This window comes from Streptomyces sp. NPDC107454, assembly GCF_055582885.1.
Genome location: NZ_JBVJPA010000005.1, coordinates 573,069 through 585,532, shown reverse-complemented (window position 1 = coordinate 585,532; position 12,464 = coordinate 573,069). Strand labels below are relative to the sequence as shown.

At 71.7% G+C, this 12,464-nt stretch carries 12 protein-coding genes; all 12 read left to right on the top strand.

What is annotated here, in order from left to right; genetic code table 11:
• The coding region (locus ACZ69M_RS15610; protein ID WP_470050149.1) for an ATP-binding protein at nt 1-1,296 on the top strand (1,296 nt) is incomplete at its 5' end.
• Nucleotides 1,297-1,441: 145 nt separating this feature from the next.
• Nucleotides 1,442-1,771 (top strand): TcmI family type II polyketide cyclase, encoded by a 330-nt coding sequence (locus ACZ69M_RS15605; protein ID WP_054237209.1) that lies wholly within the window; start codon nt 1,442-1,444, stop codon nt 1,769-1,771.
• Nucleotides 1,768-3,039 carry a beta-ketoacyl-[acyl-carrier-protein] synthase family protein gene (locus tag ACZ69M_RS15600; protein WP_054237210.1) on the top strand — a complete coding sequence of 424 codons (1,272 nt, stop codon included), beginning with the start codon at nt 1,768-1,770 and terminating at the stop codon, nt 3,037-3,039. Before ACZ69M_RS15605 ends, ACZ69M_RS15600 begins: the two co-directional genes overlap by 4 nt.
• Entirely contained in the window at nt 3,036-4,250 is a 1,215-nt protein-coding gene (locus tag ACZ69M_RS15595) for a ketosynthase chain-length factor (RefSeq protein WP_470050147.1), read from the top strand. Before ACZ69M_RS15600 ends, ACZ69M_RS15595 begins: the two co-directional genes overlap by 4 nt.
• Nucleotides 4,251-4,323: 73 nt before the next feature.
• The gene (locus ACZ69M_RS15590; RefSeq protein WP_054237212.1) at nt 4,324-4,599 is read left to right on the top strand and encodes an acyl carrier protein; all 276 of its coding nucleotides are present in this window, start codon (nt 4,324-4,326) and stop codon (nt 4,597-4,599) included.
• Nucleotides 4,600-4,740: 141 nt separating this feature from the next.
• Nucleotides 4,741-5,526 (top strand): 3-oxoacyl-ACP reductase FabG, encoded by a 786-nt coding sequence (gene fabG, locus ACZ69M_RS15585; RefSeq protein ID WP_470050145.1) that lies wholly within the window; start codon nt 4,741-4,743, stop codon nt 5,524-5,526.
• 50 nt (nt 5,527-5,576) lie between these two features.
• On the top strand, nt 5,577-6,512 hold the full coding sequence (locus ACZ69M_RS15580; protein ID WP_470050143.1) for an aromatase/cyclase: 936 nt from the start codon (nt 5,577-5,579) through the stop codon (nt 6,510-6,512).
• Nucleotides 6,513-6,514: 2 nt separating this feature from the next.
• Entirely contained in the window at nt 6,515-8,083 is a 1,569-nt protein-coding gene (locus tag ACZ69M_RS15575) for an FAD-dependent monooxygenase (RefSeq protein ID WP_470050141.1), read from the top strand.
• A gap of 176 nt (nt 8,084-8,259) precedes the next feature.
• Nucleotides 8,260-9,723, top strand: a complete 1,464-nt coding sequence (locus tag ACZ69M_RS15570) for an FAD-dependent monooxygenase (protein WP_470050185.1) — start codon at nt 8,260-8,262, stop codon at nt 9,721-9,723.
• Between the two features lie 145 nt (nt 9,724-9,868).
• Nucleotides 9,869-10,768, top strand: a complete 900-nt coding sequence (locus ACZ69M_RS15565; RefSeq protein WP_177324387.1) for an alpha/beta hydrolase — start codon at nt 9,869-9,871, stop codon at nt 10,766-10,768.
• Nucleotides 10,769-10,772: 4 nt separating this feature from the next.
• Nucleotides 10,773-12,137: an MFS transporter gene (locus tag ACZ69M_RS15560; protein WP_470050139.1), complete on the top strand. Its 1,365-nt coding sequence runs from the start codon at nt 10,773-10,775 to the stop codon at nt 12,135-12,137.
• Nucleotides 12,121-12,435, top strand: a complete 315-nt coding sequence (locus ACZ69M_RS15555) for an acyl carrier protein (RefSeq protein WP_470050137.1) — start codon at nt 12,121-12,123, stop codon at nt 12,433-12,435. Before ACZ69M_RS15560 ends, ACZ69M_RS15555 begins: the two co-directional genes overlap by 17 nt.
• Nucleotides 12,436-12,464 lie beyond the last annotated feature (29 nt).

Below are 12,464 nucleotides of genomic sequence, written 5' to 3'. Positions count from 1 at the left end.
GGCGGCGGACGCGGCCTGAAGGTCGCCCGCACCCTCGAAGAGGTCCCCGAGCTGTACGAGTCCGCCGTGCGTGAAGCGGTGGCCGCGTTCGGCCGAGGCGAGTGCTTCGTCGAGCGCTACCTCGACAAGCCCCGCCACGTCGAGACCCAGTGCCTGGCCGACACCCACGGCAACGTCGTCGTCGTCTCCACCCGAGACTGCTCCCTCCAGCGCCGCCACCAGAAACTGGTGGAGGAGGCCCCCGCGCCGTTCCTGTCGGACGCCCAGGTGGCGGAGCTGTACTCCTCCTCCAAGGCGATCCTCAAGGAAGCCGGCTACGTCGGCGCCGGCACCGTGGAGTTCCTCGTCGGCATGGACGGCACGATCTCCTTCCTCGAGGTCAACACCCGCCTCCAGGTCGAGCACCCCGTCACCGAGGAAGTCGCCGGCATCGACCTCGTCCGCGAGATGTTCCGCATCGCCGACGGCGAGGAACTCGGCTACGGCGACCCCGTCCTGCGCGGCCACTCCTTCGAGTTCCGCATCAACGGCGAAGACCCCGGCCGGGGTTTTCTCCCGGCCCCCGGCACGGTGACGCTGTTCGCCCCGCCCTCCGGCCCCGGCGTCCGCCTCGACGCGGGTGTGCAGTGCGGCAGTGTCATCGGCCCGGCCTGGGACTCCCTGCTCGCCAAGCTGATCGTCACCGGCGCCACCCGTGAGCAGGCGCTCCAGCGTGCCGCCCGCGCCCTCGAGGAGTTCGAGATCGGCGGGATGGCCACCGCGCTGCCCTTCCACCGCGCGGTGGTCAAGGACCTGGCCTTCGCCCCCGAACTGACCGGCAACGCCGACCCGTTCACGGTCCACACCCGCTGGATCGAGACCGAGTTCGTCAATGGCATCCCGGCCTTCACCAACCCCGCCGAGGCGGCGGAGGAGGCGGAGGGCGAGCCGGGCCGCGAGTCCGTCGTCGTCGAGGTCGGCGGCAAGCGTCTGGAGGTCTCGCTGCCCTCCTCGCTGGGCATGTCCCTGGCCCGCACCGGCCTCGCGGCGGGCGCCAAGCCGAAGCGCCGCGCGGTCAGGAGGTCGGGCCCGGTCGCCTCCGGCGACACGCTCGCCTCGCCGATGCAGGGCACGATCGTCAAGGTCGCGGTCGAGGAGGGCCAGGAGGTCAAGGAGGGCGACCTCGTCGTCGTCCTGGAGGCCATGAAGATGGAACAGCCCCTCAGCGCCCACCGCTCGGGGATCGTCAAGAGCCTCACCGCCGAAGTGGGCGCGTCCGTCGCCTCGGGCGCCGCCATGTGCGAAATCACCAGCTGAATTACCCGGCATTCTCCAGCGCAATTCTGAACCGGTCTGACAATTCCCTGACACGGGGAATATTGAAACCGCTCGTACCGCCCAAGATACTGAATATGAGCTTTCGTCAACTGTTGTGTGGTGGGCCCCGAGGAGAGGGAAACGTATGTACAGCACGCTGATTGTGGCTCGGATGGATCCCGGGTCGAGCGTCGACGTCGCGAAGATTTTCGGTGATTTCGACGACACGGAAATGCCGCACCGCATGGGCACGCGCCGGCGCCAGCTCTTCCAGTACCGGGGTCTGTACTTCCACCTCCAGGACTTCGACGCGGACAACGGCGGCGAGCTGATCCAGCACGCCCGGCACGACCCCCGCTTCATACAGATCAGCGAGGACCTGAAGCCGTTCATCGAGGCGTACGACCCGGCCACCTGGCGCTCCCCGGCCGACGCGATGGCCACGCGCTTCTACAACTGGGAGGCGTCCGCGTGACCGGCCGACGAGTTGTCATCACCGGTATCGAGGTGCTCGCCCCCGGTGGTGTCGGGGCGAAGAACTTCTGGAACCTGCTGAGCGAGGGCCGTACGGCCACCCGCCGCATCACGTTCTTCGACCCCAGCCCGTTCCGTTCCCGGGTCGCCGCCGAGATCGACTTCGATCCCGCGGAGCACGGACTGCGCCCGCAGGAGATACGCCGGATGGACCGCGCCGCGCAGTTCGCGGTGGTCGCGGCCCGTGGCGCGGTCGCCGACAGCGGTATCGACATCGACGCCTACGACCCGTACCGCGTCGGTGTCACCATCGGCAGCGCGGTCGGCGCGACCATGGGTCTGGACGAGGAGTACAACGTCGTCAGCGACGGCGGCCGGCTCCACCTGGTCGACCACGCCTACACGGCCCCGCACCTGTACAACTACCTGGTCCCCAGCTCCTTCGCGGCCGAGGTCGCGTGGGCCGTGGGCGCGCAGGGCCCCAACACGGTCGTCTCCACCGGCTGTACGTCCGGCATCGACTCGGTCGGACACGCCGTGGAGCTGCTCCGCGAGGGCTCGGCGGACGTCATGATCACGGGTTCGTCCGACGCCCCGATCTCGCCGATCACGATGGCGTGCTTCGACGCGATCAAGGCGACGACGCCCCGGGACGACGTACCCGAGCGCGCCTCGCGCCCCTTCGACGGGACCCGCAACGGGTTCGTCCTCGGGGAGGGTGCCGCCGTGTTCGTCCTGGAGGAGCTGGAGAGCGCCAAGCGGCGCGGCGCGCACATCTACGCCGAGATCGCGGGCTATGCGACGCGCTCGAACGCGTACCACATGACGGGTCTGCGTCCGGACGGGGCGGAGATGGCCGAGGCCATCACGGTCGCGCTCGACGAGGCCAGGATGAACGCGACCGAGATCGACTACATCAACGCGCACGGCTCGGGCACCAAGCAGAACGACCGCCACGAGACCGAGGCGTTCAAGCGGAGCCTGGGCGACCACGCCTACCGGACCCCGGTCAGCTCGATCAAGTCGATGGTCGGGCACTCGCTCGGCGCGATCGGCTCCATCGAGATCGCCGCGTCCGCGCTGGCGATGGAGAACCACGTCGTGCCGCCCACGGCCAACCTCACCACCCCCGACCCCAAGTGCGACCTCGACTACGTGCCGCTGGTCGCCCGTGAGCAGCTCACCGACGCGGTGCTCACGGTCGGCAGCGGTTTCGGGGGATTCCAGAGCGCCATGGTGCTGGCGCGTCCCGAGAGGAGCGTGGCATGACCACCACGGTGGTAGTGACCGGTCTGGGCATCGCCGCCCCCAACGGACTGGGCACACAGGACTACTGGGCCGCCACCCGGACCGGCAAGAACGGCATCGGGCGGGTCACCCGCTTCGACCCGTCCTCCTACCCGTCGACCCTGGCGGGCGAGGTGCCCGGTTTCGTCGCCGCGGACATGCTGCCGAGCCGGCTGCTGCCGCAGACCGACCACATGACCCGGATGGCGCTGGTCGCCGCCGAGTGGGCGCTCGAGGACGCGGGCATCGACCCCAAGGAACTGCGCGAGTACGACATGGGCGTCGTCACGGCCAGTTCCTCGGGCGGCTTCGAGTTCGGACAGGGCGAGCTGGAGAAGCTGTGGAGCCAGGGCAGCCAGTACGTGTCCGCGTACCAGTCCTTCGCCTGGTTCTACGCCGTCAACAGCGGCCAGATATCCATCCGCAACGGGCTCAAGGGCCCCAGCGGTGTCATCGTCAGTGACGAGGCCGGCGGTCTCGACGCGGTGGCGCACGGCCGGCGGCTCATCCGCAAGGGCACCCCGATGATCGTCTCCGGGGGCGTCGACGCGTCGATCTGCCCCTGGGGCTGGGTGGCGCAGATGGCCGGCGACCGGCTGAGCACCAGCGACGAGCCGACCCGTGCCTACCTGCCCTTCGACGCCGACGCGGCCGGTTACGTACCGGGCGAGGGCGGCGCCATCCTGATCATGGAGTCGGCCGAGTCGGCGTGCGAGCGCGGCGCCAAGATCTACGGCGAGATCGCGGGCTACGGCTCGACGTTCGACCCGCGGCCCGGCAGCGACCGCGAGCCCGCCCTGCGCAAGGCGATCGAACTCGCCCTCGCCGACGCGGGCACCGCACCCGGGGACATCGACGTGGTCTTCGCGGACGCGGCGGGCGTGCCGGAGCTGGACCGTATCGAGGCGGACGCGATCTCGGCGGTCTTCGGGGTCCGGGGTGTCCCGGTCACCGCGCCCAAGACGATGACGGGCCGGCTGTACTCCGGTGCGGCTCCGCTGGATGTCGCCACCGCGCTGCTGACCATCGAGGAGGGACTCATCCCTCCGACGGTCCACATCAACCCCGACGAGGAGTACGGCCTCGACCTGGTCCTCAACCAGTCGCGCACCGCCCAGGTGCGCACGGCCCTGGTCCTGGCCCGCGGTTACGGCGGCTTCAACTCGGCCGTCGTGGTCCGCGCCGTCGACTGACGGGCACCCCCTGCCCCCGACGCCCCCAAGACCCCCGACTGAACGATCCATTTCGACCTGGGAAGGAACCCACGTGTCCACTTCGGAATTCACCCTGGACGACCTGCGCCGCATCCTCCAGGAGGGCGCCGGTGTCGACGAGGGCGTCGACCTCGACGGCGACATCCTCGACGAGCCGTTCGAAGTCCTCGGCTACGAGTCGCTGGCGCTCCTGGAGACCGGCAGCCGCATCGAGCGCGAGTACGGGATCGTCCTCGACGAGGACCTGCTGACCGACGCCGACACCCCGCGCGCCCTCATCGAGGCCGTGAACCAGCAGTTCGGCGCCGACGAGCCCGCCGCCGCCTGACGCCCGACGGCGTTCCCGGACCGGGCGAAACCTTTCACCTGACCTCGTGACCTCGTGACCTGGTGACCTCGTCCGGTCCGGCTCCGCCGCAGCCCCGCAGAAGCAAGCGCAGCCCCGCAGAACAAGAGGGAGAGGAAGCACATGTCAACGCTGGAAAAGCGGGTCGCTCTCATATCGGGGGCCACCAGCGGCATCGGCCTCGCGTCCGCGCGGGCGCTGGCCGCGGCCGGCCACCGCGTGTTCATCGGCGCCCGCAGCGCGGACAACGTCGCCGAGACCGTCAAGATCCTCCAGGAGGAGGGCATCGACGCCGACGGCACGGTCCTCGACGTCCGTGACCCCGCCTCGGTCGGCGCCTTCGTGCAGGCCGCGGTCGACCGCTTCGGCACCGTCGACGTCCTGGTCAACAACGCAGGCCGGTCCGGTGGCGGCGTCACCGCCGACATCGAGGACGAGCTGTGGACCGATGTCATCGACACCAACCTCAACAGCGTGTTCCGGCTGACGCGGGCGGTGCTCAACACCGGCGGCATGCGCCACAAGAGCCGTGGCCGCATCATCAACATCGCCTCCACGGCCGGCAAGCAGGGCGTGGTTCTGGGAGCCCCCTACTCCGCCTCGAAGCACGGCGTGGTCGGTTTCACCAAGGCCCTCGGCAATGAGCTGGCCCCCACCGGCATCACCGTGAACGCCGTCTGCCCCGGCTATGTCGAGACGCCGATGGCCCAGCGCGTGCGCGCCGGATACGCGGCCGCCTACGACACCTCCGAGGACGCCATCCTCGAGAAGTTCCAGGCCAAGATCCCGCTCGGCCGCTACTCCACCCCCGAGGAGGTCGCCGGCATGGTCGCCTACCTCGCCTCCGACACGGCCGCCTCGGTCACCGCGCAGGCCATCAACGTCTGCGGCGGACTCGGCAACTTCTGAGCACCCCCACCGACCGGCAGCCCGTACCCAGCCATGGAGAAGAAAGCGTCATGACGACCCGTGAGGTAGAGCACGAGATCACGATCGCCGCGCCCGCACCGGCCGTGTACCGGCTGCTGGCGGAGGTCACCAACTGGCCCCGGATCTTCCCGCCCACCATCCACGTGGACCGCGTGGAGCACGACGGCTCCCAGGAGCGGATACGGATCTGGGCCACCGCCAACGGCGAGGCCAAGAACTGGACCTCGCGCCGCGAACTGGACCCCGAGGCCCTGCGCATCACCTTCCGCCAGGAGGTGACCGCCCCGCCGGTCGCCGCGATGGGCGGCACCTGGATCATCGAGCCGCTCGGCGAGAACGAGTCCCGGGTCCGGCTGCTGCACGACTACCGCGCCGTCGGCGACGACCCGCACGACCTCCTGTGGATCGACGAGGCCGTCGACAAGAACAGCCGCTCCGAGCTGGCCGCGCTGAAGAAGAACGTCGAGTTCGCGCACGCGGCGGAGGAGGTGACCTTCTCCTTCGAGGACACCGTCTACGTCGACGGTTCGGCCAAGGACGTGTACGCCTTCATCAACGAGGCGAACCTGTGGTCGGAGCGTCTGCCGCACGTGGCGACGGTCCGCCTGGAAGAGGACACCGTGGGGCTCCAGACCCTGGAGATGGACACCCGGGCCAAGGACGGTTCCGTCCACACCACCAAGTCCTACCGGGTGACCTTCCCGCACCAGCACATCGCGTACAAGCAGGTCACGCTCCCCGCGCTGATGACCCTGCACACCGGTCACTGGACCTTCGAGGACACCGACCAGGGCGTCGCGGCGACCTCCCAGCACACGGTCACCCTCAACACGGACAACATCGAGAGCATCCTCGGCTGCGGGGCCACCGTCGCCGACGCCCGCGAGTACGTCCACACCGCCCTGTCCACCAACAGCCGGGCCACCCTCACCCACGCCAAGGCCTTCGCAGAGAACAGGCGTTGACGATGACGACGGACCATCAGGACACCGACACGACCATCCTGGACACCGACGTCCTCGTGGTCGGAGCGGGCCCCGCCGGACTGATGCTCGCCACCGAGCTGAGGCTGGGCGGCGCCGAGGTGGTCGTCGTCGACCAGCGCCCCGGCCCGACCACCGAGTCCCGGGCCTCCACCCTGCACGCCCGCACGATGGAGATCCTCGACTCCCGCGGGCTGCTGGACGAGCTCGGTACGCCGCCGTGCGAGCCGCGCGGTCACTTCGGCGGCGTACCGCTGGACCTGACGCTGCCCAGCTCGCACCCCGGGCAGTGGAAGGTCGCGCAGACCCGCACCGAGGAGCTGTTGCAGCAGCGGGCCGCCGTGCTGGGCGCCGATCTCCGGCGCCGGCACCAGCTGCTGTCCCTGGAAGCGAAGAGCGAGGGGGCCGGGCAGGACGAAGCCGGGGCGGGCGGAGCCGGGCAGGGCGGGGTGGAGGCCGAGGCCATCGGTCCCTACGGTCCCGTCCGCATCCGGGCCCGCTACCTGGTCGGCTGCGACGGCGAGGACAGCACCGTACGGCGCCTGGTCCGGGCCCCCTTCCCGGGCCGGGACGCCGCACGCGAACTGCTGCGCGCCGACGTCTCCGGCGTCGAGGTCGCCGACCGGCGCTTCCAGCGCCTGGAGCACGGGCTCGCCATCGCCGCCACCCGCGAGGGGGTGACCCGGGTGATGGTCCACGAGTTCGGGCGCCCCGCCGCCGAACGCGGCGGCGCCGAACCGGACTTCGCCGAGGTCACCGACGTCTGGAAGCGCGTCACCGGCGAGGACATCAGCCAGGGAACGCCCCTGTGGGTCAACGCCTTCGGCGACGCCAACCGGCAGCTCGCCCACTACCGGCACGGTCGCGTCCTGTTCGCCGGGGACGCGGCGCACCGGCAGATGCCGAGCGGCGGACAGGCCCTCAACCTGGGCGTCCAGGACGCCTTCAACCTCGGCTGGAAGCTCGCCGCCGTCGTCCGCGGCAGCGCGGGCGAGGACCTCCTCGACACCTACCACTCCGAGCGCCACACCGTGGGCCGCCAGGTCCTCGCCAATATCCGGGCCCAGGTCGAGCTGCTGCTCGGCGGCCCGGAGGTCGAACCCGCCCGCGCCTTGCTCACCGAACTCGTCGCCCTGGACGGCGTACGGCAGCATCTCGCGGGGATGATCAGCGGCCTCGGCATCCGGTACGACGTCGAGGGCCCCGAGATCCACTCCGACGCACACCCGCTGCTCGGGCGGCGGTTGCCGGACGCGTGGCTGGAGCCCGCGGAGCGAGGCGCACGGCGCCGTACGACCGAACTGTTGCGCAGCGGTTGCGGGTTGCTGCTGTCCCTGGACGGGGACGGCGCCCCGGCGCTGCGCGCGACGGCGGCCCCCTGGTCGGACCGGGTCGCCTTCGTCGCCGACCGCCCCGCGGCCGGCGGACCGCTGCCGGCCGGGCAGGCCCTGCTGGTCCGCCCCGACGGCTACGTGGCCTGGGCCGGATCCGGTCCGGCCGGTCTGGCGCGGGCGCTGACCCGCTGGTTCGGCACCTTGGCCGCCGACGACTGAGCGGGACCGCACGGGCCCGTCACGGACAAGCGCACGCACAGGCAAAGGCACGGCACGGCACGGACAAGCTCACGCACACGCACGGACAAGCACACGCACAGCTGAGGCACCGCACGTCACCCACCGATGCGACGCGCGCCCGGGCGCGCGAGGAGAGGACACCCATGGACGCGCAGATGGACGCGGACGTCATTGTCGTCGGCGCCGGCCCGGCCGGGCTGATGCTGGCCGGGGAACTGCGGCTGGGCGGGGTGAGCGTCATCGTCGCCGAGCGGCTGGCGCGGCCCACCGGACAGTCGCGCGGGCTCGGGTTCACCGCCCGCGCCATGGAGTCCTTCGACCAGCGCGGTCTTGTCCCGCGTTTCGGCGGGCTGGAGAAGAGCCCGATGGGCCACTTCGGCGGGGTGCAGTTCGACTACACCGTGCTGGAGGACGCCCACTTCGGGGCCCGTGGCGTCCCCCAGTCCCAGACGGAGGCGGTTCTGGAGGAGTGGGCGGGTGAGCTCGGCGCCGACATCCGGCGGGGCTGGGAGTTCCTGGCGCTGGAGCAGGACGGGACCGGGGTCACCGTCACCGTGGCCGCGCCCGACGGCGAGCGCACGCTGCGCGCCGCGTACCTGGTGGGCGCCGACGGCGGGCACAGCCCGGTGCGCAGGGCCGCGGGCTTCGACTTCCCCGGTACGCCCGCCACCCGTGGCATGTACCTCGCGGATGTCGTCGGCTGCGAGATCCCGCCGCGCTTCCTGGGCGAGCGGCTGCCCGGCGGCATGGTGATGGCCGCGCCGCTGAAGGAGGGCGTGGACCGGATCATCGTGTGCGAGCACGGCACCCCGCCGGCCGACCGCAGTGAGACCCCGGAGTTCGCCGAAGTGGCGGCGGCCTGGAAGCGGTTGACGGGTGAGGACATCTCCGGCGGCGGCGCGGACTGGGTCAGCTCCTTCACGGATGCCACCCGCCAGGTCACCGAGTACCGGCGCGGGCGGGTGCTGCTCGTCGGCGACGCCGCGCACATCCACCTGCCGGCCGGCGGCCAGGGACTGAGCACCGGTGTCCAGGACGCGGTCAACCTCGGCTGGAAGCTCGCGGCGACCGTCCAGGGCCGGGCCCCCGAGGGACTGCTCGACACCTACCACGACGAGCGTCACGCGGCCGGCGCGCGGCTGCTGATGAACACCAAGGCACAGGGCAGGGTCTTCCTCGGCGGCCCCGAGTCCCAGCCGCTGCGCGATCTGTTCGCCGAGCTCATCGGCCTCGATTCGGTCAAGCGGCACCTCGCCGGGGTGGTCAGCCACCTCGACGTCCGCTACGACCTCGGGGACACCGGGGACCCGCTGGTCGGGCGCAGGTTGCCGCCGCGGGCGCTGAACACCGCCGCCGGCGAGGTCCGTACGCCCGAACTCCTCCACGCCGCCCAGGGCGTGCTGCTCGACCTCGCCGACGACTCCGTACTGCGCGAGGCGGCTGCCCGCTGGAAGGACCGCGTCACCGTCGTCACCGGCACCCCGCAGGACCCGGCCGCGTTCGGCGGCGCCGCCGCGGTGCTGGTCCGCCCCGACGGCTATGTGGCCTGGGCGGACGCCGGTTCGGCGGAGCTGTGCGCGACGCTGCACCGCTGGTTCGGCGCACCCGAAGCCCGCTGAGAACCACCACCGCCAACCGATCCGCACGAGAGCACCGAGAGCACCCACACGCAAGCACGAACAGGCAAGCACGAACACGAGAGGAAGTACCCCAGTGAGCGTTCCCACGGTCGAGACCATCCCCTCGTCCGTACCCGGTTCGGCCATGCCCTCGATGTCCCCGGGTGTGCGCCCCGTCGCCCTGGCGGCCGGTGACGTCACGCTCTCCGCGCTGATCGCCCAACCCTCCGGGCCACCGCGGGCCACGGTGGTCGCGGTGCACGGGGGAGGAATGAGCGCCGGGTACTTCGACGGACAGGCCCACCCCGACGTCTCCCTGCTCGCCCTCGGCGCCCGGCTCGGCTACACCATGGTCGCCGTCGACCGGCCCGGCTACGGGCTGTCCGCCGCGGACGCCCCCAGCGGTCAGACCCTGGCCGAGCAGTCCGCGGCGCTGCACGCGGCGCTGCGGCACCTGGCCGGCCGCGCCGAGACGGGCGCCGGGGTGTTCCTGCTCGCGCACTCCTTCGGCGGCAAGCTCGCCCTGACGTACGCCGCCTGCCAGGCCGGCGATCCGGATCCGGCCGTACCGCCGCTGCTCGGGCTCGACATCTCCGGGCTCGGCCGGGACTACGCGGTCGACCACCCGGAGGGCGGCCCCGACCCGCACCAGCACCGGCACTGGAAGCGGAACTGGGGTGCCCTGCGCTTCTACCCGCCGAACACCTTCCGCGAGGCCGAGGGCCTGGTCGCCCCGATGCCCCCGCGCGAGCAGGCCGAGGCGCTCCAGTGGCCGCGGCGGTTCCCGGTCGCGGCGGCGGCCGTGCAGGTCCCGGTGCGGCTGACGTTCGCCGAGCAGGAACTGTGGTGGCACCACGACGAGGACACCGTCGCCGATCTCGCCGCGCACTTCGCCTCGGCGCCGTCCGCCGCCGTCGACCGTCAGCCCGGTGCCGGGCACAACATCAGCCTCGGCTGGGCCGCCCGCACCTACCACCTGCGCGCGTTCGCGTTCTTCGAGGAATGCCTCGCGCGCCGGTCCGCGGGCGCGTCCGTGACGCCCTGATGCCATGACGACCACACGGCCCGACGCCAGGGACACGACGAAGAGGGCGAGGCGGGGAAGGAGGGGCGGGTGGGCCGCGGGCGTCGGCAGCCGTCGTACGCCCTTCCGGTCCCTGGCCATACGCAACTTCCGGCTCTTCGCGGCCGGCCAGGTCGTCTCGGTCGCGGGCACCTGGATGATGGTCACCGCCCAGGACTGGCTGGTGCTCTCCCTGACGGGGGACTCCGGCACGGCCCTGGGCACCGTGACCGCGCTCCAGTTCACCCCCCTGCTGCTGTTCACGCTGTACGGCGGCCGGCTCGCCGACCGCCACGACAAGCGGCTGCTGCTCACCGTCGCCAACCTGGTCTCCGGCGCCCTCGCGCTGGCACTCGCCGTACTCGTCCTGGCCGGCTCCGCCCAGCTGTGGCAGCTGTATCTGTTCGCGCTGGGCCTCGGTACCGTCAACGCGGTCGAGGTGCCCACCCGGATGGCGTTCGTCGGCGAGATGGTCGGCCCCGAGCTGCTGCCCAACGCCTCGGCGCTCAGCGCCGCCTACTTCAACACCGCCCGCGTGGTGGGCCCGGCCCTCGCCGGACTGCTGATCAGCGCGGTCGGCGCGGGGACGGCCATGCTGCTCAACGCGGCCAGCTATCTCGCCACCGTGACCGGGCTGCGCCTGATGCGCCCGGGGGAACTCCTGCGCACGGCCTCGCCGGAGCGCGGGGTCAAGGTGGTCGACGGGCTGCGGTACGTGCGCGGGCACCCCGACCTGTTCGTGCCGCTGGCGCTGGTCGCCGTGGTCGGCCTGTTCGGCTTCAACTTCCAGCTCACCCTGCCGCTGCTCGCCAAGACCGTCTTCCACTCGGGCGCGACCGCGTTCGGGCTGCTGACCACGGCGTTCGCCGCCGGTTCGCTGCTCGGCGCGCTCGCCACCACCGTGCGCAGCGCCCGCCCGGCCGCCCTGACCGTCACCGCCTCCGCACTCGCCTTCGGGCTCCTCGAGACGGCGGCAGGCTGGTCGCCCAGCTACGCGTGGGCGGCCGTGCTGCTGTTTCTGACCGGCTTCGCCACCCTCTACTTCGCCCAGGCCGCCAACCACCGCATCCAGTTGGGCAGCGACGCCGCCTACCGCGGCCGGGTGATGGCGCTCTACACGCTCATCCTGCAAGGACTCACCCCACTCGGCGCCCTCCTCGTGGGCTGGCTCACCGTCCGTCACGGTGCGCGCTCCGGCCTCTACGTGGGAGGGCTCGCCTCGTCGGCGGCGGCGCTCGCGGTGCTGCTCGCGGGGCGGACACGCCGATTCCTCCCCAGCCACCGGCCGGAACCGGCACTCCTCGGGCCCGGCCCTCTCCCTGAAAGGCAGCCCCATGAGTCTCCTGAGTGACGACAGCCCGTGCAGTTGGCTCGACCGGCTCCCGGACCCGGTCCAGCTGCGCGCCATGACCCCCGACGCACGTGCCCGCACCATCGGCCACTGCCTGCGCCTCGAACTGCATGACCTGCTCGCGGTCCCGCCGGGGCACCGGCTCTCGCCCGGTCTGCCGTTGCGCGGCCAGGGCCTGGACACGCTCGACGCCCTGCACCTGGGGCGCCGGATCCGGCGCGCCCTCGACGCCGAGGTACCCGCCGAGGTGCTGCGGGAGAGCACCGTCGGCGAACTGACCGCGTTGCTCGCCCGCTGACCGAACCGTCCTTCCTCCTGAGCCACTGA

Excerpts from the sequence above, each read along its gene's own strand:
- ACZ69M_RS15605 (WP_054237209.1), top strand. The coding sequence starts at position 1,442 with ATGTACAGCACGCTGATTGTGGCTCGGATGGATCCCGGGTCGAGCGTC.
- ACZ69M_RS15595 (WP_470050147.1), top strand. The coding sequence starts at position 3,036 with ATGACCACCACGGTGGTAGTGACCGGTCTGGGCATCGCCGCCCCCAAC.
- fabG (WP_470050145.1), top strand. The coding sequence starts at position 4,741 with ATGTCAACGCTGGAAAAGCGGGTCGCTCTCATATCGGGGGCCACCAGC.
- ACZ69M_RS15580 (WP_470050143.1), top strand. The coding sequence starts at position 5,577 with ATGACGACCCGTGAGGTAGAGCACGAGATCACGATCGCCGCGCCCGCA.
- ACZ69M_RS15575 (WP_470050141.1), top strand. The coding sequence starts at position 6,515 with ATGACGACGGACCATCAGGACACCGACACGACCATCCTGGACACCGAC.
- ACZ69M_RS15570 (WP_470050185.1), top strand. The coding sequence starts at position 8,260 with ATGGACGCGGACGTCATTGTCGTCGGCGCCGGCCCGGCCGGGCTGATG.
- ACZ69M_RS15565 (WP_177324387.1), top strand. The coding sequence starts at position 9,869 with ATGCCCTCGATGTCCCCGGGTGTGCGCCCCGTCGCCCTGGCGGCCGGT.
- ACZ69M_RS15560 (WP_470050139.1), top strand. The coding sequence starts at position 10,773 with ATGACGACCACACGGCCCGACGCCAGGGACACGACGAAGAGGGCGAGG.
- ACZ69M_RS15555 (WP_470050137.1), top strand. The coding sequence starts at position 12,121 with ATGAGTCTCCTGAGTGACGACAGCCCGTGCAGTTGGCTCGACCGGCTC.